Origin of the sequence: Aeromonas molluscorum (genome assembly GCF_051376105.1) — a bacterium.
Classification (GTDB): Bacteria; Pseudomonadota; Gammaproteobacteria; order Enterobacterales; family Aeromonadaceae; genus Aeromonas; species Aeromonas molluscorum.
Genome location: NZ_JBPQCY010000003.1, coordinates 316440 through 341330 on the forward strand (window position 1 = coordinate 316440; position 24891 = coordinate 341330).

At 60.0% G+C, this 24891-nt stretch carries 20 protein-coding genes; 10 read left to right on the plus strand and 10 right to left on the minus strand.

The annotated features are described in order from the left end of the window. Window positions 1-288 precede the first annotated feature (288 nt). Both gorA and ACSMDR_RS20770 read right to left on the minus strand, forming a co-directional pair. Window positions 289-1638, minus strand: coding sequence for a glutathione-disulfide reductase (gene gorA, locus ACSMDR_RS20765; RefSeq protein WP_436469545.1), 1350 nt, complete (start codon window positions 1636-1638; stop codon window positions 289-291). Window positions 1639-1772: 134 nt separating this feature from the next. Beyond that, the gene (locus tag ACSMDR_RS20770; RefSeq protein WP_436469546.1) at window positions 1773-3740 is read right to left on the minus strand and encodes a sensor histidine kinase; all 1968 of its coding nucleotides are present in this window, start codon (window positions 3738-3740) and stop codon (window positions 1773-1775) included. A gap of 203 nt (window positions 3741-3943) precedes the next feature. Between ACSMDR_RS20770 and prlC the strand changes: the two genes are divergently transcribed. The 3 genes from prlC (at window position 3944) to ACSMDR_RS20785 (ending at window position 9491) form a co-directional block, all read left to right on the plus strand. Then, window positions 3944-5986, plus strand: coding sequence for an oligopeptidase A (prlC, locus tag ACSMDR_RS20775; protein ID WP_436469547.1), 2043 nt, complete (start codon window positions 3944-3946; stop codon window positions 5984-5986). A gap of 133 nt (window positions 5987-6119) precedes the next feature. Continuing rightward, window positions 6120-8669, plus strand: coding sequence for a putative bifunctional diguanylate cyclase/phosphodiesterase (locus ACSMDR_RS20780; RefSeq protein ID WP_436469606.1), 2550 nt, complete (start codon window positions 6120-6122; stop codon window positions 8667-8669). Between the two features lie 51 nt (window positions 8670-8720). Continuing rightward, window positions 8721-9491, plus strand: a complete 771-nt coding sequence (locus ACSMDR_RS20785; RefSeq protein ID WP_436469548.1) for a class I SAM-dependent methyltransferase — start codon at window positions 8721-8723, stop codon at window positions 9489-9491. Between the two features lie 49 nt (window positions 9492-9540). Here the strand turns inward: ACSMDR_RS20785 and ACSMDR_RS20790 are convergent, their stop codons facing one another. Genes ACSMDR_RS20790 through rhlB form a run of 3 tightly spaced genes read right to left on the minus strand, consistent with a single transcriptional unit; the run spans window position 9541 to window position 12622 of the window. Then, window positions 9541-9798, minus strand: a complete 258-nt coding sequence (locus ACSMDR_RS20790; protein WP_436469549.1) for a Rho-binding antiterminator — start codon at window positions 9796-9798, stop codon at window positions 9541-9543. 32 nt (window positions 9799-9830) lie between these two features. Beyond that, complete coding sequence (gppA, locus tag ACSMDR_RS20795; RefSeq protein WP_436469550.1) at window positions 9831-11321, minus strand: guanosine-5'-triphosphate,3'-diphosphate diphosphatase; 1491 nt, start codon at window positions 11319-11321, stop codon at window positions 9831-9833. Window positions 11322-11332: 11 nt separating this feature from the next. Beyond that, window positions 11333-12622, minus strand: coding sequence for an ATP-dependent RNA helicase RhlB (gene rhlB, locus ACSMDR_RS20800; protein WP_005908276.1), 1290 nt, complete (start codon window positions 12620-12622; stop codon window positions 11333-11335). 114 nt (window positions 12623-12736) lie between these two features. Between rhlB and trxA the strand changes: the two genes are divergently transcribed. The 5 genes from trxA (at window position 12737) to fre (ending at window position 18131) form a co-directional block, all read left to right on the plus strand. Further along, complete coding sequence (trxA, locus tag ACSMDR_RS20805) at window positions 12737-13063, plus strand: thioredoxin TrxA (protein WP_005908277.1); 327 nt, start codon at window positions 12737-12739, stop codon at window positions 13061-13063. 207 nt (window positions 13064-13270) lie between these two features. Next, complete coding sequence (gene rho / locus ACSMDR_RS20810; protein ID WP_042043959.1) at window positions 13271-14536, plus strand: transcription termination factor Rho; 1266 nt, start codon at window positions 13271-13273, stop codon at window positions 14534-14536. Window positions 14537-14770: 234 nt separating this feature from the next. Beyond that, complete coding sequence (locus ACSMDR_RS20815) at window positions 14771-15784, plus strand: hypothetical protein (protein ID WP_436469551.1); 1014 nt, start codon at window positions 14771-14773, stop codon at window positions 15782-15784. A gap of 32 nt (window positions 15785-15816) precedes the next feature. Next, entirely contained in the window at window positions 15817-17286 is a 1470-nt protein-coding gene (ubiD, locus tag ACSMDR_RS20820; RefSeq protein ID WP_436469607.1) for a 4-hydroxy-3-polyprenylbenzoate decarboxylase, read from the plus strand. A 146-nt stretch (window positions 17287-17432) separates the two neighbouring features. Beyond that, window positions 17433-18131, plus strand: a complete 699-nt coding sequence (gene fre, locus ACSMDR_RS20825) for an NAD(P)H-flavin reductase (protein ID WP_436469552.1) — start codon at window positions 17433-17435, stop codon at window positions 18129-18131. A gap of 92 nt (window positions 18132-18223) precedes the next feature. Here fre and ubiK read toward each other — a convergent pair whose 3' ends face one another. Beyond that, on the minus strand, window positions 18224-18481 hold the full coding sequence (ubiK, locus tag ACSMDR_RS20830; RefSeq protein WP_005897990.1) for a ubiquinone biosynthesis accessory factor UbiK: 258 nt from the start codon (window positions 18479-18481) through the stop codon (window positions 18224-18226). Between the two features lie 293 nt (window positions 18482-18774). On the opposite strand from ubiK, the gene ACSMDR_RS20835 reads away from it, so the two are divergent. Beyond that, window positions 18775-21201, plus strand: a complete 2427-nt coding sequence (locus ACSMDR_RS20835; RefSeq protein WP_436469553.1) for a VolA/Pla-1 family phospholipase — start codon at window positions 18775-18777, stop codon at window positions 21199-21201. 72 nt (window positions 21202-21273) lie between these two features. Here ACSMDR_RS20835 and glpG read toward each other — a convergent pair whose 3' ends face one another. Both glpG and glpE read right to left on the minus strand, forming a co-directional pair. Beyond that, a complete protein-coding gene (gene glpG, locus ACSMDR_RS20840) occupies window positions 21274-22107 on the minus strand; it encodes a rhomboid family intramembrane serine protease GlpG (protein WP_436469608.1) in 834 nt (277 codons plus the stop codon). A gap of 29 nt (window positions 22108-22136) precedes the next feature. Then, the gene (glpE, locus tag ACSMDR_RS20845; RefSeq protein ID WP_005897984.1) at window positions 22137-22460 is read right to left on the minus strand and encodes a thiosulfate sulfurtransferase GlpE; all 324 of its coding nucleotides are present in this window, start codon (window positions 22458-22460) and stop codon (window positions 22137-22139) included. A gap of 165 nt (window positions 22461-22625) precedes the next feature. Here glpE and ACSMDR_RS20850 point away from each other — a divergent pair, with 165 nt between their 5' ends. Further along, window positions 22626-23219 carry a LysE family translocator gene (locus tag ACSMDR_RS20850; RefSeq protein WP_436469554.1) on the plus strand — a complete coding sequence of 198 codons (594 nt, stop codon included), beginning with the start codon at window positions 22626-22628 and terminating at the stop codon, window positions 23217-23219. Window positions 23220-23280: 61 nt separating this feature from the next. Here ACSMDR_RS20850 and ACSMDR_RS20855 read toward each other — a convergent pair whose 3' ends face one another. Continuing rightward, window positions 23281-24123: an AraC family transcriptional regulator gene (locus ACSMDR_RS20855; RefSeq protein WP_436469555.1), complete on the minus strand. Its 843-nt coding sequence runs from the start codon at window positions 24121-24123 to the stop codon at window positions 23281-23283. A gap of 60 nt (window positions 24124-24183) precedes the next feature. Then, window positions 24184-24885: an ABC transporter ATP-binding protein gene (locus ACSMDR_RS20860; RefSeq protein WP_005897977.1), complete on the minus strand. Its 702-nt coding sequence runs from the start codon at window positions 24883-24885 to the stop codon at window positions 24184-24186. Window positions 24886-24891: the final 6 nt, after the last annotated feature.

The window sequence follows — 24891 nt, forward strand, 5'->3', positions numbered from 1 at the left end:
CAGCCAGTTCATAGCGACTCCATAGCGATTTCTCAAGGTCGGATTTGACCCTGGAAGCATATGGAACAAGGGCGTAAAGGCGCCATAAAGTGGCTGGCTGTTGGCGTAAAATTGCCGTAAAAAGATAAGGTTAAAGCGTTGTGTCGCGGCCTGACTCACCGGCGAGGAAAAAAGACAAACCCGGCGCTTGGCCGGGTTTGAGACTCCATCATGGGTCTTGGCGAATGATCACGAACTCTTCGGCGCTGGTGGGGCGGGAAGGGGAACGCAGTTTCCCGTTACTCGTTCTCAACGCATGGTCACAAACTCTTCCGCGCTGGTCGGATGGATAGCGACGCAGTTGTCGAAGTCCGCCTTGGTGGCCCCCATTTTCATGGCGACGCCGAAGCCTTGCAGGATCTCGTCCATGGCAAAACCTATGCCGTGCAGACCGACCACTTTTTCTTCCGGCCCGACACAGACCAGCTTCATGCGAGTGGGTTGGCGATGCTGGGTCAGGGCCGAATACATGGCGGTGAACTGGCTGCGGTACACCTTCACCTGACTCTCGCCATACTCGGCGATGGCCTCCGGCTCGGTCAGGCCTATGGTGCCAATGGGGGGGTGGCTGAACACCACTGTCGGCACCAGATCGTAATCGAGGTGCGCGTCCGGCTTGTTGTTGAACAGCCGCTCGGAGAGGCGGCGACCCGCGGCGACCGCGACCGGAGTAAGCTGGACGCGGCCGGTGTTGTCACCCACCGCATAGATGCCGGCCACTTGGGTATTCTGGAACTTGTCGGTCTGGATATAGCCTTTGGCATCGGGCGCAACGCCGGTGGCGGCCAGATTGAGCTGGTCGGTGGCAGGGGCGCGGCCTATGGCCCAGATCAGACAGTCGACGGTCAGATGGCGACCATCTTCCAGTTGCAGGGTCAGGCTGTCATCGGCGTTCTTGATGATGGCTTTGGGCACGGCATGGGTGTGCAGCTTGGGGCCCTCGGCGGCCATGATCTCGACCAGGGTTTCCTGAACCATGGGATCGAAGCTGCGCAGCGGTCCGTGCTTGCGTACTACCAGATGGGTCTCTGAGCCCAGCGCCTGCATCACCCCGGCTATCTCGACTGCGATATAGCCTGCACCGACCACGGCTACCCGCTTGGGCTGGCTCGCAAGGGCGAAGAAACCATCCGAATCTATGCCGTGTTCGGCACCCGGGATGCCGGGGACTTCCGGATGACCGCCGGTGGCAATCAGGATGTGGTCGGCGCTGTAGCGCTCGCCATTGACCTCGACCGTCTTGGCATCGATAAAGCGGGCGAAGCCCTTGATGACAGTGATCTTGTTCTTGCCCAGTACCTTCTCGTAAGAGTCGTGAATGCGGCTGATATACGCCTGGCGGGACTCGACCAACTTGGCCCAGCTGAAGTGGTTGAGCGTGGTATCGAAGCCGTAGTCGGCGCCGTATTTGAGCGCATCGGCAATCTGGCCGGCATACCACATGGCCTTCTTGGGCACACAGCCGACGTTGACACAGGTGCCCCCCAGCTCTTTTGCTTCGATCAGGGCTACTTTCTTGCCATGCATGGCGGCGCGGTTGGCCGAGGCGATACCGCCACTGCCGCCGCCGATGGCGATATAGTCAAAATGCTGTGCCATGGTCGTGGCTCTCCACTTGTTTAGGGTGCAATACCCGATGATGGGGACAAAAGCACCGGCTCACAAGAGTCGATGTCCAGTTATCTGTCGATGGGGGCCATCGATCGCCCGCATCCGTCGGGCCAAGACCGGACTCAGCTGACCTGCATGGGCACGCTGATATGGAATTGGGCACCATGGCCTGGTTCGCTGCTGCAGTGAATGCGGCCGCGCAACAGTTGCACCACCAGGTTATAAATGATGTGACAGCCAAGCCCACTGCCCCCTTGACCCCGTTTGGAGGTGACAAAGGGATCGAAGATGCGTGGCAGTATGGCGGCCGGGATGCCGCGGCCGTTGTCCGAGTAGTCGATAACCAGCATGTCATCCTGGCGCTCTACCCTGATGGTGACCTTCTTCGGTCTGTCCCAGTCGTCGAAACCGTGATGGATGGAGTTGAGGATCAGGTTGGAGTAGATCTGGGTGAAGCTGCCCGGGAAGGAGTAGAGGCTGAGCTTGGGATCGCACTGAATATCCAGCTCGCACTGGGCCTTCTTGAGCTTGTGGCCGAGGGAGACCACCACCTGATGCAGGTTGTCTGAGACATTGAAGCTGTAACGCGCCTCCGAAGATTGATCGACCGCCACCTGCTTGAAGCTGGCGATCAGCTCAGAGGCGCGGCGCAGGTTGCTCTGCAACAGCTGCATGGACTCATCCAGATTGAGGGTGAATTCATTGAGATAGCTGCGCGACAGCTGCTTGGCATCAAGGTGCTGCTTGAAGCCTGCCACCTGCTCCTGCAGATAGGAAGAGGCGGTCACGCTGATGCCGATCGGGGTGTTGATCTCATGGGCAACACCGGCCACCAGTGAGCCCAGTGAAGCCATTTTTTCCGACTCGACCAGGGTTTGCTGGGCACGCTTGAGTTCGTCATAGGCCTGACCCAGCTGCTCGTTGGTGTCGCTCAGGCTGCGGGTACGCTCCTGCACTTTCCCTTCGAGCTGTTCGCTGAATTCGGTGATTTCCCGCTCAATCCGCTTGAGGCGGGTGATGTCATACCCAAAGCCAATCAAGTACTTGAGCGATTCTCCCTCGTAGAAAGGGGCGAAGGTCCATTGCAAGGTGAGCTCGTCGCCGTCCTGGGCGCGCATCGGCAACTCCTCATCCTCAATCTTCTCCTGGGCCGCAATCCGAGTCCGGATTGGGTCACGCTGAGCCTCATCCACGAAGAGTTCCAGCCAGTTGTGACCCTGGATCTCCTGCTGGTGGTAGCCGGTGAGCAGTATGGCTGCAGGGTTGACGCTGGCGATGGTGAGATCGGGATCCAGGCAGCAGATGACCATGTTGGCCGAGTTGATCAGGGTGGCGGAGAAGTCGCGCTCTTGCTGCAACTGCTCGGCGGACTGATGGCGGGCCATGAGTTCGTCCTGCAAGCGGCTGCGCATCTCGTTGAGGGTTGCGACCAGGGTATCGAGCTCATCGGGCTTCTTGCGGGGCAGGGGGCGCCCCTCCAGGGTGAGCGAGATCGCGAGGCGATCCAGATTGAACTGCTCCGTGTACTGGGCGATACGGTGCAGGTGTCTGATCACCAGATAGTAGATGATGATCAGTATGCAAAACGAGACCACCAGCGTCTTGATGGTCTGGCTGACCAGTATCAGCACGGACTTCTCGATCAGTCGTTGATAAACCTGATCCAGTGAGGCGGCGACGAACAATTTTCCGACCATCTCGCCCTGATAGGTCAGCTTGAACTCGCGGGAGATGTCGTAGCCGTCCCGCTCTACCCCTTGGGTCAGCAGCGGCACTTCCGAGGTGCCCAGCATCTCCTTGACCATGACGAACTGCATGTTCGGCAGGTTCATGATGCCCTCTATCTGTACCTTGACCTGCTCTTCATCCAGGTTCCACAGACTGGCGGAGATAGGCTGCAGAAAGGAGGCTTGAATCTGGTCAATGCTGCCCTCGATGAGCGCCACATCCTTGCGGTAGTCCCAGACGAGCTGCAGGGCCGTGATGATGAGAGCTAGGGCTGTGCTGCAGATGAGGATATAGGAGAGCAGCCGATAGGATAGTCCGTTAAAGCCAAAGGCTTTTGCGGTCTGGGGGAAGAGTCCTGACATGGCGTCCTTGCGGTCTGGATAGGTAGGGTCTCAGTCTAACCGCTTAGTATCCGGCTGTCGTGGGGGTTTGCTACAAGCTGTGCGCGAGCCGAGGGTTTGCAGGCTAAGGCTTGATTATTACCGTCGGAGCCTACATCTTAGGTGGTCCAAGCAAAATAATAAGGCTTCTGGACAGCAGGGGCTTAGAGATGAGGTACGACAGGATGAATAACCCTTTGCTGACAATGGACTCCTTGCCGCTTTTCAGCCGCATTCAGCCTGAGCATATCCAGCCTGCCGTGGTGCAGGCCATCGCCGATAGCAAACAGAAGATCCAGGATGTCCTGGCCCAGAGTGAATCCCACACCTGGGACAGCCTGATCGCGCCGCTTGAAGAGGTCAACGATCGCCTGGCCCGCATCTGGTCACCGGTCAGCCATCTGAACTCCGTCATGAACAGCGAGGCGCTGCGCAGTGCCCACGATGCCTGCCTGCCACTGTTATCCGAACTCCAGACCTATGTCGGTCAGCATGAAGGACTCTACCAGGCTTACCACGAGCTGGCCAAGAGCGATGATTTCCCTCGCCTTGGCGCCGCCCAGCGCAAGGAGATAGAGAACACGCTGCGCGACTTTCGTCTGTCCGGCATAGGCCTGCCCGCAGAGCAGAAGCTGCGCTACGGCGAGATCCAGGCCCGGCTGTCCGAGCTGGCTTCCCGCTTTAGCAATAATGTTCTGGATGCCACCCAGGGCTGGAGCAAGCTGGTGACGGACGAGGCCGAGCTGGCCGGTTTGCCCGCGAGCGTACTGGCTGCCGCCAAACAGCAGGCAACGGCGCGGGAGCTGCAGGGCTGGCTCTTTACTCTGGATATTCCCTCCTACCTGCCGGTGATGATGTATGCCGACAGCCGGGCGCTGCGCGAAGAGTTGTATGCAGCTTATTGTACTCGCGCTTCTGATCAGGGCCCCAATGCGGGCGAGTGGGACAACTCCACCATCATGACCGAGCTGCTCACCTTGCGTCGCGAACTGGCTCAGTTGCTCGGCTTTGCCAATTACGCCGAGTTGTCCCTGGCCACCAAGATGGCGGACAAGCCGGAACAGGTGGTGGGCTTCCTCACCGACCTGGCCGAGAAATCCCTACCCCAGGGACGAGTCGAACTCGACGAAATCCGTGCCTTCGCCGCCGAACATCATGGCCAGAGTGACCTGTCTGCCTGGGATCTCGCCTATTACGCCGAGAAGCTCAAGCAGCACAAGTTCGCCATTTCGGACGAGCAACTGCGTCCCTATTTCCCGGCGGGCAAGGTCGTCAATGGCCTGTTCGAGGTGGTACGCCGGGTCTTTGGCATGAAGGTGCGCGAACGGTACGGCATCGAGACCTGGCATCCGGATGTGCGCTTCTTCGATATCTTCGACAGTGAAGATGAACTGCGTGGCAGCTTCTATCTGGATCTCTATGCCCGTGAGCACAAGCAGGGTGGAGCCTGGATGGATGTCTGTCTGGGCCGTCGCTATCGCCAGGATGGCTCCTTGCAAAACCCGGTGGCCTATCTCACCTGCAACTTCAACGGTCCGGTCGATGGTCAACCGGCCCTGTTCACCCACAACGAAGTGGTCACCCTGTTCCATGAATTTGGCCACGGCATACACCATATGCTGACCCAGATCGACGTGGCTGGGGTAGCTGGCATCAACGGCGTGGCCTGGGATGCGGTCGAGCTGCCTAGCCAGTTCCTCGAGAACTGGTGCTGGGAGTCGGAGGCACTGGCCTTCATCTCCAGCCACCATGAAACCGGGGAGCCGCTGCCTGCGGACTTGCTGGAGAAGATGTTGACCGCTCGCAACTTCCAGGCGGCGATGCAGATGCTGCGTCAGCTGGAATTTGCCCTGTTCGACTTCCGCCTGCACCAGGAGTTTGATCCGGCCAACCCGGAGCAGATCCCGGCGCTGCTGGCCGAGGTGCGCAGCCAGGTCGCCGTGTTGACGCCACCGGCCTTCAACCGCTTCCAACACAGCTTCACCCACATCTTCGCCGGTGGTTATGGGGCTGGCTATTACAGCTACAAATGGGCCGAAGTGCTGTCGGCTGATGCCTTCTCCCGCTTTGAGGAGGAGGGGATCTTCAACCCCCAGACAGGCCAGGCTTTCCTGACCCATATTCTGGAGAAGGGCGGATCCAAGGAGCCCATGGAGTTGTTCCGCGCCTTCCGGGGACGAGAGCCTCAAGTGGATGCACTGTTGCGCCATAGCGGGATCGCAGCGTGATTTTCACAATAAAAAGGGACCTTTGGTCCCTTTTTTAACGTAATTTGAATGCCTTGCGATGACCCGAATTGCACTGACCTGCGCTCTTGAGTAGAGTCGGCCTTCACACCTAAAGGAGAGAATGCATCTTGCCATGAGGCGAGCACTCACATCTGTCTACCGGATCATGTCAAACCTGTCCCACACCAGTGGGCTGGGGTATTTTGACAGCTTCGTGACCGAGCTCGCGGCGGCGACGCAGGCAGACGTTGTGTTGGTCGCGGGGCGCGATAGCAGCGGGCTGGCGTTCGAGATCCATGCCGCCTATCCGGCCACCCTGGGCATGAGGGGGGGAGTGTTCCCCATCGCCGCCACGCCAGGAGAGATAGTGCTGCAGCAAGGCGAAGCCTGGTTCAGCGATCGCTTGCCCCAGTTGTTTCCCCTCGCCACCATCTTCATGACCCATGATGCGGTACGCGGCTATGCCGGGATCGCGCTCAAGAATGCCCATGGCGAAACCATAGGCCTCTGCAGTCTCTGGTTCCATCAGGGACAAGAGTGCATGGACAGGGTGATGAGTGTGCTACGCCTGTTGGCCCCTCTGGCCGGTCGCGAGTTGGCTCTCTGCCTGCCCCAGACCCTGAATCCGCCCACCCTGCCTCCCCTCGCCATGGATGCCATGCTGGCTCATGCCCCGGTCGGGATCGGCAAGCTGGATCTGCAGGGCCGGCTGTTGTGGGCGAATCCGGCCATCGCCAACATCCTGGGTTATTGCGAGGAGGAGCTGCTGCACAGGACGGCCGCCGAGCTTCACCACCCGGAGGACTGGTTGCGCAGCCTGGCCAGCTACGGCGAGCTGGTGCGTGGGGAACGCAGTGCTGTCACCCTGGAGAAGCGCTACCGCCACAAGCAGGGCCATGACCTCTGGGGGCGGGTCACCCTGACCCTGGTACGCAACGATCGCCAGGAGCCGGAGCATCTGATGCTGCTGCTGGAGAACATAGATGACGCCCGCCGTCATGCCGAGCAGCTCAAGCTCTCCCACCGGGTCTATGACAATCTCTCCGAAGCCATACTGGTGTGCGATGCCGAGAGTCGCATCATCTCGGTCAACCCGGCCTTCGAGCGGATCACCGGCTATCTCAGCGAGGAGGCCTGTGGTCAGCGCCCCAGCTTGCTCAAGTCGGGTCTGCATGACGAGGCCTTCTACGCCGACATGTACCATACCCTGTCACGGGTCGGCATCTGGCGTGGCGAGGTGTGGAACAAGCGCAAGAATGGCAAGCTATATCCCCAGCAGCTGATGATCAGCGCCCTGCGCGAAGGCGGTAAAATTAGCCAATATATCGCCATTTTCAGCGATATTTCCCAGACCAAGCTCGCCGAGCAGAAAATTGCTACCCAGGCCAACTACGACAACCTCACCGGTCTGCCGAATCGCTGGCTGTTCAGCCGCAGCCTGACCCGCTTCTGCGAGCGGGGCGAGCGCTTCGCGCTCATGGTATTGGATCTCAATAACTTCAAGGCCGTCAACAACAGCATGGATCACCATGTGGGGGATGCCCTGCTGCGGGAGGTCTCCGATCGACTGGTGAGCCGGGTACGCACCGAGGATCTGGTGGCCCGTATCGGAGGGGACGAGTTCGCCTTCCTGGTGCCTGGCATCGTCAGCCGCCGCCAGGCGGAAGTCTTTGCCAAACAGGTGCAGGGCAGTTTTGCCCGCCCCTTCATGCTGGCCAATCAGCAACTCTATGTGACCGCCACCATAGGGGTCACTCTCTGCCCGAGCGATGGCAGCGAGAGCGACGAGCTGCTGCGCAATGCCGAGCAGGCACTCTTTGCCGCCAAGCGGCTGGGGCGGCCCCTCGACAGCTACTGTGCCTCCATGCGTGAAGAGGTGCGCCAGCGCCACCAGATGCAGCAGGATCTGGCGGAGGCCATCAAGCAGGAGCAGCTGACCATGGCCTATCAGCCAATCTGGGACAACCGCAGTGGTCGGGTCGCCAAGCTGGAGGCGCTGGTGCGCTGGTATCACCCGCAATGGGGCCAGGTATCACCGGCTGACTTCATTCCGCTGGCAGAAGAGGCGGGTCTCATTCAGAGTCTGGGGGCCCTGGTGCTGTGGCAGTCCTGCCGCGATCTGGCCCGTTTGCAGAGCTCGGGTTTCCCCGAGTTGCAGATGTCCATCAATCGCTCAACCCTGGAGTTCCAGACCATAGATCCCCAGGCTTCCGAATGGCTGAGGGTGATAGAGCACTTCGAGCTGAACCCGAGCGACATCATCATTGAGATCACCGAATCTCTGTTGATGGAGAGCAGCGATCAGCACAGGATCCGCATCGAGGCCCTGCGCCAGGCCGGTTGCAAGCTGGCCATCGACGACTTCGGCACTGGCTATTCGGCACTCACCTATTTGCGTACTTTCCCGGTGGATCTGGTCAAGATAGATCGCAGCTTCGTGCGCCACATTCCCTTCAACGAGCAGGACAGCTTGTTGCTCGATGGCATCATCAACATAGTGCACAACCTCGGCATGCAAGTGGTGATCGAGGGGGTGGAGACCCGGGAGCAGCTCAACTTCCTCTGTCACAAGGGCTGTGCCTTTACTCAGGGCTATCTGCTCAGCAGGCCGCTGGCCTTCGATGATCTGGTGAATTATCTGGAACTGAATCGAAACGGCATGAGTCTGCCCATCGTGAGCTGAGTTGCCGCTTCTGCTATCATGGCCGCCATGTCCGTTGCCGTGAGTCCCCCCATGTACCCTATCCTGGTTTCCTGTGAAGCCCCCGCCCGCGATGGCGAGCTCCATGACCTGCATCAACGGCTGGCCGGGGTCAGCTTTGCCGCTCCCTTCGCCCTGGTCCTCACCGAGACCAGACTGGAGCTGCGCAAACTGGATGAAGAGAAGCTGGGGGCCGTCTTTGTCGACTTCGTGGAGGGGGCCGTAGCCCACAGACGAAAATTTGGCGGCGGCCGGGGTCAATCCATTGCCAAGGCCGTTGGGCTCAAGGCGGGTGCCAATCCGACTGTGGTCGATGCGACCGCTGGCTTGGGGCGCGACGCCTTCGTGCTGGCGTCGCTGGGCTGCAAGGTGACCATGATAGAGCGCAGCTCTGTGGTGGCGGCCTTGCTGGCGGACGGCTTGGTGCGGGCGGCGCAAGATCCCTATATAGGCCCTTGGGTGAGCGAGCGGATGCAGCTGATCCAGGGGCCAGCGGCCGAGCAGTTGCTGGCACTGCCCGAGCGCCCCGAGGTGGTCTACCTCGACCCCATGTTCCCCCACAAGCAAAAGTCGGCGCTGGTGAAGAAAGAGATGAGGGTGTTCCAGTCCCTGGTGGGTCCGGATCTGGATGCGGATGTTCTGTTACCTGCGGCGCTCAAGATGGCGCAGCGGCGGGTGGTGGTGAAGCGGCCCTCCTATGCGGGCTGGCTCAACGAGCACAAGCCCAGCATGGCGATCGAGACCAAGAGCAACCGCTTTGACGTCTATGTGATGGCGGCGCTGGCCCAGACTGAACACGACTAACCGCAGCAATCAACCCTTACTCCACGTTCAAGCTGAAGGCTGGTCCACATCAGTCGGTCTGGGCCCTGAAATGGATATGGCGCACCTCTCCCTGCCATTCCAGATCGAGACTGGCCAGATCAGCCAAGCTGAGCCGCACGCCACCCTTCAGCACCAGATATTCGACACCTTCCCTGGCCTCTATGGTGCTGATCATGTCTGCCCACTGGCGACCATCCCGGCTAGCGAGGGTCACCGGCAGTTGCCAGCGGGCGGCAATCTCTAGCCAGTCGTAGAGGTCACAGCTGATGGGCTGGTACTCTGTCACGGTGTGCGCTCCTTGATGGGAGTGGTGCAGACTCAGGCTTCCAGCAGCCGGGTTGGCCAGCCGAGCTTCTGCTGGCGCTCCACCTCGAGCCGCAGCTCGCTGGCCCGCAGGTAGTGTTCGTCCAGCCAGCCCTTGGGCAGGCTGAGGGTAAGGGCATCCTCGTCTGCGGTCAGGGTAAACTGGGGCACAGTGCCCTGGGTGCGGCGCATGCAGAGGATCAGCGAGATGCGCAGTATGCGGGCAAGGCGAGTGGCCTGGCGGGCGGTGACGGCCCCCTGACGGTCCAGTGGCTCCTGCTTGAATTCATCCCGCTGATTGAGCAGCAGGGCCGACAACAGCTTTTTCTGCGCAGGGGTAAACCCCGGCATGTCGATGTTGTCGATGATGTAGGCCGCGTGTTGCGGCGCCTTCTTGTACTCGATGCACAGACCAATTTCGTGCAGCAGGGCAGCGTAGCGCAAGATGGGGCGACCATAGCGCTTGGAGAGACGCCAGGCAGGTTGCAGCTGGTTGAATGCCTCGACTGCCGTATCCCTGACTCGTTCGGCATGTTCCCGGTCGAGCTGGTAGCGGCTGATCAGGCTGTCTGCGGTGCGATCTCTGGCATCACAGTCATGATTGTTGCCAAGCAGCCCGTAGATGAGCCCCTCGCGCAAGGCGCCACCCGCCAGGGTCATGCTCTCGATGCCAAGCACCTCGAAGATGGCGATCAGGATGGCCAGACCCGAGGGGAACACAGTCAGCCGTTCGGCTGCCAGCCCCTCCAGTTGCAGCTTGTCGAGCCGGCCACAGCTGATGGCTTGACCCATCAACTCTTGCAGCTTGGGCAGGGTAACCCGCTCACTCTTGCCTTGAGCCAGCATGATCTCCTGCAGCGCCTGGACAGTGCCCGAGGCGCCGACACAGGTGCGCCAACCGAGCGCGCGATAATCTTCCGCTACCTTCTCCAGCACCGCCTTGGCGGCGGCAATGGCCTGGTTGAAGCGGACCTCGCTCAGCTCGCCATCACCAAAGTGATTATTGAGCCAGGTGACGCAACCCATGTGCAGGCTGTTGAGCAGTTTCGCCTCGCTGTGTTCGCCGATCACCAGCTCCGTGCTGGCGCCGCCGATGTCTATCACCAATCGATTGCCTTCTCCCGCCGAGGTCCAGGAGACCCCTTCGTAGATGGTTTTGGCCTCCTCCTCGCCGGAGATGACCTCGATATTGTGATTGAGGACGCGTTCGGCCTCGCTCAGGAACTCATCGACGTTGGTTGCCAGACGCAGGGTCGCCGTGCCTACCACCCGGATGTTGTCGGGGGGAATATCCTGCAACTGTTCGGCGAACAGGCGCAGGCAGTCCCAACCACGGGCCATGGCGGCCTGGCTTAAGCGAAATTCCGGATCGAGACCGGCGGCGAGGCGCACCTTGCGCTTGACCTTGGTGACGGTACGCAGCGCGCCAGCGACCTCGCGCACCACCAGCATGTGAAAGCTGTTGGAGCCGAGGTCGATGGCGGCATAGAGCGGCGAGTTGTGCAACTTGGTTGCCCTTAGCTCTTGCGAGGTGGGCGACGGCGGTTGTTGCTGTTGCTACCACCCTGGCGATCACGCATGTTGCGGTTCACCGGCTGGCGGTTGCGGTGGATCCGTTTCGGTGCAGTTGCATCATCCAGCAGCGCATCTCGGTCATATTTGCTGACCGGAATGGCATGATGGATGTACTCCTCGATGGCCGGCAGGTTGAAGGCATAGTCTTCACAGGCCAGGCTGATGGAGTGACCGCTCTTGCCGGCGCGGCCGGTACGACCGATACGGTGCACATAATCTTCGGCATCGTCGGGCAGGTCGTAGTTGAAGACGTGGGTCACGTCCGGGATATGCAGACCACGGGCGGCCACGTCGGTGGCGACCAGGATGTCGAGCTTACCCTGAGTGAAATCTTCCAGGATCTTCATCCGCTTCTTCTGGGGCACGTCGCCCGTCAGCAGACCGGCGCGATGACCGTCGTTTTCCAACCAGGCTTGCACGTCTTCGCAGACATGTTTGGTGTTGGCGAAGACGATGGCTTTATCCGGCCACTCCTCTTCCATCAGGGAGAGCAGCAATAGCATCTTGTCTTCGTTGGAGGGGTAGAACAGCTCCTCCTTGATGCGGATGCCCGTCATCTGCTCCGGCTCGATCTGCACATGTTCCGGGTGGTTCATGTGTTCGTAGGCCAGCTCTTGTACCCGCAGGGAGAGGGTGGCGGAGAACAGCATGTTCAGACGCTCGGTGGCATCTGGCATGCGGCGGAACAGGAAGCGAATGTCCTTGATGAAGCCGAGATCGAACATGCGATCCGCTTCGTCCAGCACCACAACCTGGATGCAGCCGAGATCGATGACCTTGGATTTGAAGTAGTCGATGATGCGACCCGTGGTACCGATCAGGATGTCGACACCCTGTTCCAGCACGGCCAGCTGTTTGTCGTAGCCTTCACCACCGTAGGCGAGGCCGAGCTTGAGCCCGGTCGAGGCAGACATGCTCTCGGCATCGTTGTAAATCTGCACCGCCAGCTCGCGGGTTGGTGCCATTATAATGGCGCGAGGCTGGTTGACCAGGCGCGGCTTGGTCAGCGGGTGGGTCAACAGATAGTTGAAGGTTGCAGCCAGGAAGGCAAGGGTCTTGCCGGTACCCGTCTGGGCCTGGCCGGCGAGGTCATGACCTTCGACCAGCAGGGGCAGAGACAGTGCCTGGATGGGGGTGCAATAGTGAAATCCCTTTGATTCCAGACCAGCCAGAACTTCGGGTTCGAGGCCCATTTGGGCGAATTTATCGGTCGTTAAGTGTGTTTTGCTCATGGCGGTAGGTTATCAGGTTAGGCTTGCAATAATAAACAGGATCATTTCAAATAGGGCAACTATTGCCTTTGTTGACGTCTCAATTAAGGCCTTATTTACTGACTGGAGTTGGAGATGAGTGACAAGATTGTTCAGCTGAGCGATGCCAGCTTCGAGGCAGATGTAATCAAAGCCAATGGCCCTGTTCTGGTCGATTTCTGGGCAGAATGGTGCGGTCCTTGCAAAATGATTGCCCCTATCCTGGACGAAATCTCCCAAGAATATGAAGGTCGTGTGACAGTGGCCAAACTGAACATCGACCACAACGCCGAAACCGCCCCCAAGTACGGCATCCGTGGTATCCCCACCCTGCTGCTGTTCAAAGACGGCGCAGTGGCTGCCACCAAGGTCGGCGCCCTGTCCAAGACCCAACTCAAAGAGTTCCTGGACGGCAATCTGTAATTATCAAGAAGGAGCGCATTGCAATAATGCGCTCCTTGTGTTTTATGACCTAGACGCTCACCCCGATTGGTGCTAATTTAACGCTCGTTTGCTAACCGTTTTGTCTGACGCTTTGCTTAACAACAGTCTGGCGAATCCATCCTATCGGCATCAATCCAGCAGACTGTCTCGTCCCCATTCAATCCTTGCTTACAGACTTTCACCACTATGAATCTGACTGAATTAAAGAACACTCCTGTGTCTGAGCTGGTCAAGCTCGGCGAAACCATGGGGTTGGAAAATCTGGCTCGGGCCCACAAAAAAGATATTATCTTCGCGATCCTCAAGGCTCACGCCAAGGGTGGTGAGGATATCTTTGGTGACGGTGTGCTGGAAATCCTGACCGATGGCTTTGGCTTCCTGCGCAGTGCAGACGGCTCCTATCTGGCTGGCCCGGATGACATCTATGTCTCCCCAAGCCAGATCCGCCGCTTCAACCTGCGTACCGGTGATACTATCTCCGGCAAGATCCGGCCACCGAAAGAGGGCGAACGCTACTTCGCGCTGCTCAAGGTCAACGAGGTCAACTACGACCGTCCGGAAAACGCCCGCAACAAGATCCTGTTCGAAAACCTGACCCCTCTGCACGCCAACGAGCGTCTGCGCATGGAGCGTGGCAACGGTTCGACTGAAGACATCACGGCACGTGTGCTGGATCTGGCGTCCCCCATCGGTCGTGGCCAGCGTGGCCTGATAGTTGCGCCGCCCAAGGCAGGTAAGACCATGCTGCTGCAGAACATCGCCCAGAGCATCGCCTACAACCATCCGGATTGTGAACTGATCGTCCTGCTGATCGACGAGCGCCCGGAAGAAGTGACCGAGATGCAGCGCATGGTGAGGGGAGAGGTGATCGCCTCCACCTTCGACGAGCCCGCCTCCCGTCACGTCCAGGTCGCCGAGATGGTGATCGAGAAAGCCAAGCGCCTGGTCGAGCACAAGAAGGATGTGGTGATCCTGCTGGACTCCATCACCCGTCTGGCGCGCGCCTACAATACCGTCATCCCCTCATCCGGCAAGGTGCTGACCGGTGGTGTGGATGCCAACGCCCTGCACAGGCCCAAGCGCTTCTTCGGCGCGGCACGTAACGTCGAGGAAGGCGGCAGCCTGACCATCATTGCCACCGCACTGGTCGATACCGGCTCCAAGATGGACGAGGTTATCTACGAAGAGTTCAAGGGTACCGGCAACATGGAACTGCACCTCTCGCGCAAGATTGCCGAGAAGCGTGTCTATCCTGCCATCGACATCACCCGCTCCGGCACTCGCAAAGAGGAGCTGCTTACCGCTCCCGATGAGCTGCAGAAGATGTGGATCCTGCGTAAAATCATTCACCCCATGGGTGAGATCGACAGCATCGAGTTCCTGATCGACAAGTTGGCCGCGACCAAGACCAACGACGAGTTCTTCGACTCCATGCGTCGTCAGCAGAAGTAAGCACTCGCCGAGCCCTGTGCAAACCGCGACCTTTGGTCGCGGTTTTTGTTTATTCGCGCCTTGGTGCCTTGTTGGGGCAGGCGGCTGGCCCCGGTCAGCCAGTCGGCGTTGTCCCTGGATGGCGGATGGATTGGCCTATTTGGCCACAAGATGACGCAATCCGCGTGGGATCGCGGTTTTTGGTAAAGGATTTACCGTACTATGAAGCCTGGATGTCACATGGATAGAGACGTCATGAAAGGATTGATTTTGTTGTTGCTGGCCAGTCTGCTGACGGGAACGGCCATGGCCACTCCTGTCAGCAAGCCACCCCCGATCAAGAGCGCCCTGGTCGCCGATGAGGGACTGCGCGAGAGTCAGCGCTATCTGCTCGAGCACCTCAAGGCCGGTCAGTTTGATGCGGTGGATACCTTGCTCGCCTCCCTCAGTCTGGGGCAGCGTGAATTTCTGCTCTACCAGCTGATCAGAGACCTGCAGCACATACCCGCCACGGCACTATTGCAATCTTGGGTACAGACCCAGTCAACCAAGGCACCTCAATGGCTGGTCGAGGGGGAGGTCGATGGCTTCCTGATGCAACTGCCAGCCTATGATTTTCCCGCCGAGGCCCGTCTGTTGCTCACCCATTGGCAACAGCAGAACTGGCAGGCACAGTACCGACAGGCACTCAGTAATGGCAGCTTCGAATGGAAGAGCATCTACAACAGCCGCAATCCCCTCCTGGCACAGCAGCAGCAGGCTTTGCTCCAGGCGATAGCCCAGCTGCCGGCCGGTTTGCTGTATAAGCAGGCGCAAGCGCTGGGCAAGCTGAACATATTTCTGCCCGATAACCGGCTGCTGAGCCAATTGCTGCTGCGCACGGGCGAACCCTCACTCTTTCTCATGCTGTGGCGCCAGCCAGTGGACGATGACAGCCTGGTGGCTCTCAAGGCATTGTCTTCCCTGCAACATGGGGAAACGGCGAGCGATCTGCTCATCGCCGCAACCAAGAGTCCCAAGCTGAAACGACCCGCGCTGAAGGCTCTCAGCCAACTCTCGCCCTTGCCCATCAAGGCCCAGGATTTCCTGCTGGCCGAGCTTGGCAACAGCCAATATGGCGGTCTGGTCGCCAGCCTGTTGCTCGAGGTCGATGAACCCAGACTGCTGGTACGATTGGCCGATGAATTGACACGCATGGAACGTCGACCGAACATCTCCCTGCTGTTGGCGCCCAATACGGGTACAACAGGGACCCCGCCGGGGTTATAATGCCTAACCTCCTGAATCCAGCCGGTACCCACATGAAATACAAGGACTTGCGTGATTTTATTGCGCAGCTCGAAAAGAAAGGCCAGCTCAAGCGCATCAGCCAGGAGATCGATCCCTACCTGGAGATGACCGAGATCAGCGACCGTACTCTGCGGGCCGGTGGCCCGGCGCTGTTGTTCGAGAATCCCAAGGGTTATTCGATGCCCGTGCTGACCAATCTGTTCGGCACCCCGGATCGCGTCGCCATGGGAATGGGGCAGCAGGACGTGAGTGCCTTGCGTCAGGTCGGTACCTGGCTCTCTTATCTCAAGGAGCCCGAGCCGCCTCGTGGTCTCAAGGAGCTGATGGAGAAGCTGCCCATCTTCAAGCAGGTGCTCAACATGCCGACCAAGCGGATCTCATCGCCCCCTTGTCAGCAGCTCGTGCTGGAAGGGGATGAGGTGGATCTGGACAAGTTGCCTATCCAGCACTGCTGGCCAGGAGACGTTGCCCCGCTGGTCACCTGGGGGCTCACCATCACCCGTGGTCCTTACAAGCAGCGCCAGAATCTCGGCATCTATCGCCAGCAGAAGATCGCCAGGAACAAGCTGATCATGCGCTGGCTCGATCATCGCGGCGGTGCCATCGATTTTCGCGAATGGCAGGAGGCACATCCGGGCAAGCGCTTCCCGGTCGTGGTGGCACTCGGTGCCGATCCCGCCACCATACTGGGGGCCGTGACGCCGGTGCCTGATTCGCTCTCCGAGTATGCCTTCGCTGGCTTGCTGCGGGGCAGCCGCACCGAGGTGGCCAAGGCCCTGAGCTGCGACCTTGAGGTACCAGCCAGCGCCGAGATCGTGCTGGAAGGGTATCTTGAGCCGGGTGAGATGGCGCCGGAAGGGCCCTATGGCGACCACACCGGTTACTACAACGAAGTGGATGAGTTCCCGGTGTTCACCATCACCCATATCAGCATGCGTCGGGATGCCATCTACCACAGTACCTATACCGGCCGTCCGCCCGATGAGCCTGCCGTGCTCGGCGTGGCGCTCAACGAGGTATTTGTCCCCATACTGCAAAAGCAGTTCCCGGAGATAGTAGACTTCTATCTGCCGCCGGAGGGATGTTCCTACCGGATGGCGGTGGTGACCATCAAGAAGCGCTACCCAGGCCACGCCAAACGGGTGATGCTGGGGGTCTGGTCCTTCCTGCGCCAGTTCATGTACACCAAGTTCGTGATCGTCTGCGACGATGACATCGATGCCCGTAACTGGCAGGATGTGATCTGGGCCATCACCACCCGCATGGATCCTGCGCGGGACACCACACTCATCGAGCATACCCCCATCGACTATCTCGACTTCGCGTCGCCCGTCTCGGGGCTGGGCTCAAAGATGGGACTGGATGCCACCAACAAGTGGCCGGGGGAGAGCAATCGCGAGTGGGGTCAACCCATAGTTCAGGATGAAGCCGTCAAACAAAAGATTGATGCCATCTGGTCAGAGTTGAATATTCTCGGCTGACTTGGATAGGCGTGGCCTTAGCATCGCGGTGGCGGAAAGATGGATATCATTCGGACGGAATTGGGTATCCTCGACCATACGACCCTTGGGTCATGAGTCTGAATCAATGAAAGGAGCGGGTCGCTCGGCCCGTCGCAAGGAATAGAATGCAACGTATCAAGTGCCGCGTAGCGGAGCTGCGTGAATATGTCGATACCATCTGGCACGTGGCTCTGACGCCACTGCAAGAGGTGAATTTCAAGCCGGGCCAGTATCTGCTGGTGGTGATGAGCGATTCGGACAAGCGACCCTTCTCCATCGCCAACTCGCCGACCCGGGATGGTGTACTGGAGCTGCAAATCGGGGCTACCCCCGAGAATGCCTATGCCGGCCAGGTGCTGGCCCGCATGCGCGAGCAGGGTGAAATAGAAGTGGAACTGGCGGCTGGCAAGGCCTTCTTGCGAGACAGCTCGCCCCGCCCGCTGATCCTGATGGCGGGGGGCACCGGCTTCTCCTATGCCCGCTCGATACTGGAGTCCTTGATTGCCAACGGCAGCAAGCGCCCCGTCTTCCTCTACTGGGGCGTGCGTCAGGCCCATTGGCTCTATGAGCAGGCCGAAATGGAGCGCTGGGCTGCCAGCTACGAACCGCTCACCTTCATCCCCGTGGTGCAGGAGCCCGAGGCTGACTGGGCTGGTCGCTCCGGCCTGGTACACAAGGCGATCATGGATGACTTCGTGAGTCTGCATGACTACGACATCTATGTGGCGGGCCGTTTCGAGATGGCAGGCGCGGCGCGGGAAGAGTTCAAACTGCTGGGTGCCGAGCCTGAGCGCATCTTCGGCGACGCTTACGAATTCATCTAATGCTCTGCGGCTCAACCTGCAGATGAACACGTGGATAGAACAAACCCCAGCCAGGCTGGGGTTTTTCGTTTTCTGGCGCGGCAGCCCTGGGGCTATTCGCCCTTGCCACCCAGTTTCTGTTCGAGCTGTTCCAGCTTGGCTTCCAGAGCGGTCAGCTTCTCACGGGTACGCAGCAGTACCTTGGTCTGCACATCGAACTCTTCGCGGCTGACCAGGTCCAGTTTGCCGAGCTGCGCTTGCAGTACCTGGCGGATCTTCTTCTCTACTTCTTCACCCATGGTGCGAATGCCGGGGGGCAGGGCGTTTTGAACCTGCTTGGCAATATCTTCCAGTTTCTTCGGGTCGATCATCACATCTTCTCCTCATCTGATGGCCGTTATTCTACCGACTATTTGCCTGCTTTGCCGATCCCAGGGGGATTTTTGCGAAGCCGTCCGGTTTTGCTGGCTGGTCGGGGTAGGGGAAGGCGCTGTCACTGATAACCTATTGAGTCTGTTGAAAATGCAATTCCTTGACCTTGTACACAAAAAAAGCAGATCAGATGACTGACCAGATGAGTGATAATTGTTGCTTGCCTGTTAATATGTTGGTGGCGACGATGAAGCGTCGACTCGTATGGATAACAACTAGAAGAGACATGGATATGAAAAAGAAGCTTGTTTATGTAGCCGTGCTCAGTGCTCTGCTGGCGGGTTGTGGTGGCAGTGACAGTAAGGATGACGACACGTCCAGCTACCTGGATTACCTGCTCACTGGCTCCAATGCGGTGCGGCCTAGCGCCCTGGCCGCACGAGCCAGCGATGGTACCCTCAAGTTTTCCACCGAGACGGCGGATCTCTCCAACCCGGTTTCAGCTCTGTCTACCCTGGATGGTTGGTCCACCACCCAGGCTATCCAGATTGTCCCTGTCACCGGCTCGGGCACCCAGGTGCCTGCTCCCGCTGCGGCTGAATTCGGCGCCTCGGTCGCTCCCCTCTATCTATTGGAGCTGGCGTTCGACAGTGCAGCTCTGCGTCCGAGCGGCGTGAAGAAGGTGCTGACCTACGGCAGCGATTACGTGGTCGCCAGTGCGGGAGGCAAGCTCAACCTGGTGCCGCTCAAGCCACTCAACCCCTCTTCCTATTACATGATCGTCGCCACCGACAGCCTGAAAGACAGCGAAGGCAAGGCGCTGCAGGCCGGTAGCGATTACAGCAACTTCAAGGGCAGCGCAGGCAGCACGGCTCAGGAGCAGACCATACACGGTCTGGTGACCCTGCAGGAGGCGCTGTTCAAGGGGGCCACCGGGGTAAGCAGCGACCATGTCATCTTCTCCGACTGGTTCGGTACCCAGTCCGGCGCCGATGTGTTGCTGGCGGTGAAAGGGGCTGCGGCCTCCATTCTCAAGAGCCCGACCCTGGATGCGGCCGCTTTGTGGAAACAGGATGCCGAGGGCAATGACAGCCTGCCGCTGACCTACACCATGACGGACCTCAATGGCGGGGTCGATTTCCTGACTCAGCTGGCTGCCGAGCCCTTCCTGCCGGACGAGCAGAAATCCCTGCTGGAGAGCGTCATTGGCGCCAACCCTCAGTTGAGCGGTATCGCGGCTGCGACCAAGGTCTACACGGGGGCGGTCAAGCTGCCTTACTTCCTGGCAACTCCGGCTAGCGCCGGTTCCTGGGACAAGGCCAAGACCCAGTCCTGGCACGGTGCCATCCCCAGCCTCTACGCCATCGCCAATGCGCTGAAGGCGAACGACAGCGAGGTGATCGGCGGTCTGGTCGGTGCCAGCGTGGATCCGGCCCTGCTGGGCGAGTTGATTGCCGATCCTACCCGTCAGGCCGAGCTGTTGGCCGAGGCGAGCAAGCTGATCGGGGTGACTCTCACTTCGGGCGGCAAGCCGCTGGATGCCGAGCAGAATATTGGTCGCTTCAACCCGTTGCCTGCCCTGACCGAGGTGCAGTCGGTGCCGATGCGTATCTTCGCCGCCGCGCCGCTGACAGCCATCACAGACGTCATCATCTACCAGCATGGCGTCACCTCGGTGAAGGAGAATGCCTACGCCATCGCCCTGAGCCAGATTGGCGCTGGCCTGCAGGCCATGAAGAATGTGGCCATAGTGGTGATCGATCATCCGCTGCACGGGGAGCGCGGCTACGCCCTGACCGGCAGCATGGATTCGGTCACGACCGAGAGCAATCCGACCCCCTATCTGAATCTGAGCTACCTGACGGTGGCGCGGGACAACCTGAAACAGAGCGTGGCCGACTTGCTCGGTCTGCGTCTGGCGGTGGGGCTGGCCAATGCCAAAGGCCTGGGCACCCAGCTCGGCGGCGCCGGGCTCAAGGTACACTTCCTGGGGCACTCTCTGGGGGCCATCTCGGGAGCCGATCTGCTCTCCGTCTCCAACCAGGATATCGGCAACCCCTTGGCAAATGCCCTGTTCAAGTTCGACACCGGCGGCCTGGCCATGCCGGGTGGCGGCATAGCGCCCCTGCTGCTCAACTCGCCGACCTTCGGCCCGACCATCAAGATGGGCGTGCTGACCGCAGGCAGCCCGGCGCTCAAGGCTGGCTTTACCGCCTATGCGCCCAGCTGCCAGACGGCGGTGCCGACCTGCTTCGTCAACGAGTTTCTGCCTAGCCTGGATGCGGCCAGCCAGGCGACGGCGGCCAGCACCCTGCAAAGCTACAGCTTCGCCGCCCAGTCGGTGCTGGATTCGGCTGACCCGGTCAACCTGGTGGCAGGCATTAAGGCGGACTTCCCGCTGTTTGCCTCCGAGATCGTGGGCGATGGCGCCAGCAGCCTGCCGGATCAGGTGATCCCGAACAGCATCAGCACGGCGCCGCTGGGCGGCACCGAGCCGTTGTTCAAGCTGCTCGGCCTGCAGCCGCTGACGGCAACCGGTGCGGCCAGCCACCATGCGGTGCGTATCCTGGCCGGTGGTCACAGCTCGCTGCTGGCACCGGACGAGAACTTCGATCCGACCGGCAAGGTGACCACCGAGCTGCAGACCCAGTTCGCCAGCTTCTTCATGAGCGGCGGCACTGCTGTCAAGGTCACGGATCCCAGCCTGGTCAAGCAATAACCTCAGCCTGGCAGAAGCACACAGCAAAACGCCGCCCCTCGGGGCGGCGTTTTTTATGGGGCTGGATACCACTCAGCTCAGCTTGTGATGGCGGTCCAGCCAGCCTTGCAGCAGGCCAACCAGCAGGCCGACCAGATGGGCGATGTTGGCCGTGCTGGTGCCGAGCAGGTCGAAGAAGCCGAGCACCAGCCAGAACAGCATGAAACCCATCAGCGCCGGGGGCAGGGCTAAGCCGGATTCGGGTTGCAGGCGACCCCGCAGCCAGAGGTAACCGAGCAGGGCATAGACGACACCGGAGAGGCCGCCAAACAGCGGGCCACTGGCGAAGAACTCGGCGATGTTGGGCAGCGCCGCCCCGACCAGCAGCAGGATGAACAGCTTGCCACTGCCGAGCCGCTGCTCTATCTGGCCACCCAGATACCACCACCACAGCAGGTTGAATACCAGATGCAGTATGGAGAAGTGGATGAAGGCCGGGGTCAGGTAGCGCCAGGCTTGCCAATCGGAGAACTGGGCCAGGGTCGGGTGAAACGCCAGCAGATCAAAGATGGGTAGGCCTATGGCCTGCAGGGCATAGATGGCGAGGCAGGCGATGATCACCAGCAGGGTCAGGGGGCCGGCATGGTGCAGGAAATCGGTGACGGGGTCCGCCATCCCCTTGCTGTAGTCGATGCGGGCATCGGCCCGCCCGGATTGCCAGGAGGCTTCCATGTAGCGGGGGTGGTTGGGCTCGATCAGGAAACGCTTCACCTCAAGCTGGGCCTGGGCGAGGCGTTGCTCGTCGGCGAGCCAGACACTGACGCCAAGCTCTGACTGGGTCAGCTCGCAAGGGATGCCCAAGGTAGCCAGGTAGTCGACCAGCGCCTGGGCCATGCGGGCATTGTCCAGTACCAGCAGTTGTATCATGCCAGTAGGGGCGCGTTCATCGGCGCCGCTCATGCATCGCCCGCCTGGATGGGGAACTCCTTGCGCCACGCTTCGAAGCCGCCATCCAGGCTGTAGACCTCGTCATAGCCTTGTTGCAACAGATATTGAGCGGCGCCCTGGCTGCTGTTGCCGTGGTAGCAGATGACGATCACCGGGGTATCGAAGTCTACCTCATCCATGAAGCGTACCAGGCTGCCATTGGTCAGGTGAAAGGCGCCCACCGCATGGGATGTCTCAAATGACTGGGGATCGCGAATATCGACCAGGCGGGCCTCGCCTGCGGCGAGTTTGGCGTAGGCATCCTGGGCGCTGATGTGGGCAAACTGATCCATGACATTGTCCTGCTAGTAACGAGAAGGTTGCAGTTTACCCCATGGGCGAGCCCGCGCTAAGCGTGCAATGCACCGCTGTGCGCCTGTGGTGCGCAATTTCCTTCAATACCCTGGCAGAGCAGGGCGGTTAGGGTGGGCTCCTCTCATCTTTTTGGAGTGTTGCTCATGGAAACGAGTCTGCTGTTATCCATGGCCGGGTTCGCCCTGGCCATGTCCATTACCCCGGGGCCCGTCAATCTGGTGGCCCTCAGCAACGGCGCCAGATATGGCTTTCGTGCCAGCCTGCGCCACGTGGTCGGGGCGACCCTGGGCTTTATCCTGTTGTTATTGCTGATGGGATTGGGTCTTGGCGCCCTGTTATCGGGCTGGCCGGTGTTTGGTAGCGGGATCCGTTGGGCTGGGGTGCTCTTCCTCTGCCACATGGCCTGGTTGCTGCTGGGGGATGAAGGGCGCTTGAGTGCCAAAGCGAGTCGATCTCCGGCGTTTTGGCATGGGGCCGTGATGCAGTGGCTCAACCCCAAGGCCTGGCTGGCCGCCAGCATGGGGGCGGGTGCCTACGGTGCTATCGGCGGTCCGGGGCAGGTACTGCTGTTCTGTCTGCTGTACTTGGTGATCTGTCTGGCGTCCATTGCCTGCTGGGCCTACGCTGGCAGCCAGTTGCGGGGAGCGCTGCTGTGCCAGCGCAGATTGCGCTGGTTCAATCGGGCCATGGCGGCGTTGCTTCTGCTCAGCGGCCTCTATCTGGTGATGGAGCCCTGAATGGACGCGCTGGCGATCTCCCCATCATTCGATAGGCGGTCTTTGTGGCTGTTTTCCACGACTAGGCGCCGTGGACATCCGCCATCTGGGCCCGGTACTGGCCTGGGGTGGCGGCGACCAGGCGCTTGAACTGGCGTTGGAAGTGGGCCTGATCGGCGAAGCCGCTCGCGAGGGCGACGTCGGCCAGGGATTGTCCCCGCTGCAACAGGATGCGGGCACGGCGAATACGCTGGTTGAGCAGGTAGGCGTGGGGGGTCATGCCGTAATGACGATTGAAGGCTCGCACGAAGTGGGAAGGGCTGAGTTCGGCCATGGCGCTGAGCTGCTGCAAGCTGAGCGCATTGGCGTATTCGTCTTGCATCAGCTCGGCGGCCCGTTGCAGGCGTGAGGGAGGGTTGTCATCCCAGTGAGCCGGGGTCAGGCGCTGGAGTAGCTGGTGGCCGAAGGTGTGACAGGCCACCTGCCTGGCCAGGGTATCCTGGCTGTTATCGACCAGGGTGCGATAGAGCTGCCGCAAGAGAGAATAGATCAAGGGATCCCGACTGGCCGTCATGTCGAAGGGGCGAAATTCGTTGCCAAGACCCGCTTCTTGTTGCTGGCAACCCAGCCAGTCGAGATCGAGATAGAACATCAGATAGGACCAGGGCTGATCCGAGATGGGATTGCAGGCATGCACCTCTTCCGGGTTCATCAGCACCAGACTGCCGGTGCCAACACTTTGCCAGCTGCGCTGATTGAGATAGCTGCTGTGGCCGCCGGTGATGGCACCGATGGAGAAGTGGGGGTGACTGTGTTTGTCGTAGCAGACGCGCCGGCCATCCTGCACCGAGCGTGCCTCGATAAAAGGTAGTTCAGGGTCACGCCAAAACTTGTGATTGTCCGGGGTGACCCTGGGTTGCCTCACGACCTCACCACCGAGCGATATCTGGATCCTTGCTGCAATGGAACCGGTATAGGAACCATGTCAGCCGCCCAGATAGGCTTGGCGCACCGCCGGATTGGAGAGCAGGGCGGCTCCCGAGTCCTGCAACACCACGCGGCCGTTCTCGAGCACATAGCCTCTGTCTGCCAGCTTGAGTGCCTGGTTGGCATTCTGCTCAACCAGGAAGATGGTCATACCCTTCTCCCTCAGTTGCAAAATGGTGTCAAAGATCTGCTGGATGATAATGGGGGCCAAGCCGAGGGAGGGCTCGTCGAGCAGCAGCAGGCGCGGCTTGCTCATCAGGGCGCGACCTATGGCCAGCATCTGCTGCTCGCCCCCGGACATGGTGCCCGCCCGTTGCTCCAGCCGCTCGTGCAGGCGGGGGAACATGGCGAACACTTGTTGCAGCAAATCCTCCTGCTCATGCTTGTCGACGAAGAAGGCGCCCATGCGCAGGTTCTCCTCCACCGTCAATCGGGCGAAGATGCGTCGCCCCTCAGGCACCACGGCAATGTCCTTGCGCATGATGCGAGCCGTGGTAAGGGGGGTTATCTCTTCTCCCTCGAACCAGATGCTGCCGCTACTGGGTTTGGGTTCGCCACAGAGGGTCATCAGCAGCGTGGTTTTACCGGCGCCGTTGGCACCGATCAGGGTGACTATTTCTCCCTCTTTTACCTCGACACTGACGTCGTGCAGGGCCTGGATCTTGCCGTAATGGGTCGATACGTTGCGAAGTTCTAACATCTTTTT

Bases quoted from the DNA above. Each gene is read 5' to 3' on its own strand.
- prlC (WP_436469547.1), top strand. From the start codon at position 3,944: ATGAATAACCCTTTGCTGACAATGGACTCCTTGCCGCTTTTCAGCCGC.
- ACSMDR_RS20780 (WP_436469606.1), top strand. From the start codon at position 6,120: ATGAGGCGAGCACTCACATCTGTCTACCGGATCATGTCAAACCTGTCC.
- rho (WP_042043959.1), top strand. From the start codon at position 13,271: ATGAATCTGACTGAATTAAAGAACACTCCTGTGTCTGAGCTGGTCAAG.
- fre (WP_436469552.1), top strand. From the start codon at position 17,433: ATGCAACGTATCAAGTGCCGCGTAGCGGAGCTGCGTGAATATGTCGAT.
- ACSMDR_RS20785 (WP_436469548.1), top strand. From the start codon at position 8,721: ATGTACCCTATCCTGGTTTCCTGTGAAGCCCCCGCCCGCGATGGCGAG.
- trxA (WP_005908277.1), top strand. From the start codon at position 12,737: ATGAGTGACAAGATTGTTCAGCTGAGCGATGCCAGCTTCGAGGCAGAT.
- rhlB (WP_005908276.1), bottom strand. From the start codon at position 12,622: ATGAGCAAAACACACTTAACGACCGATAAATTCGCCCAAATGGGCCTC.
- ACSMDR_RS20835 (WP_436469553.1), top strand. From the start codon at position 18,775: ATGAAAAAGAAGCTTGTTTATGTAGCCGTGCTCAGTGCTCTGCTGGCG.
- ubiD (WP_436469607.1), top strand. From the start codon at position 15,817: ATGAAATACAAGGACTTGCGTGATTTTATTGCGCAGCTCGAAAAGAAA.
- glpE (WP_005897984.1), bottom strand. From the start codon at position 22,460: ATGGATCAGTTTGCCCACATCAGCGCCCAGGATGCCTACGCCAAACTC.
- gorA (WP_436469545.1), bottom strand. From the start codon at position 1,638: ATGGCACAGCATTTTGACTATATCGCCATCGGCGGCGGCAGTGGCGGT.
- ubiK (WP_005897990.1), bottom strand. From the start codon at position 18,481: ATGATCGACCCGAAGAAACTGGAAGATATTGCCAAGCAGGTTCAAAAC.
- glpG (WP_436469608.1), bottom strand. From the start codon at position 22,107: ATGATACAACTGCTGGTACTGGACAATGCCCGCATGGCCCAGGCGCTG.
- ACSMDR_RS20815 (WP_436469551.1), top strand. From the start codon at position 14,771: ATGAAAGGATTGATTTTGTTGTTGCTGGCCAGTCTGCTGACGGGAACG.
- ACSMDR_RS20770 (WP_436469546.1), bottom strand. From the start codon at position 3,740: ATGTCAGGACTCTTCCCCCAGACCGCAAAAGCCTTTGGCTTTAACGGA.
- ACSMDR_RS20860 (WP_005897977.1), bottom strand. From the start codon at position 24,885: ATGTTAGAACTTCGCAACGTATCGACCCATTACGGCAAGATCCAGGCC.
- ACSMDR_RS20850 (WP_436469554.1), top strand. From the start codon at position 22,626: ATGGAAACGAGTCTGCTGTTATCCATGGCCGGGTTCGCCCTGGCCATG.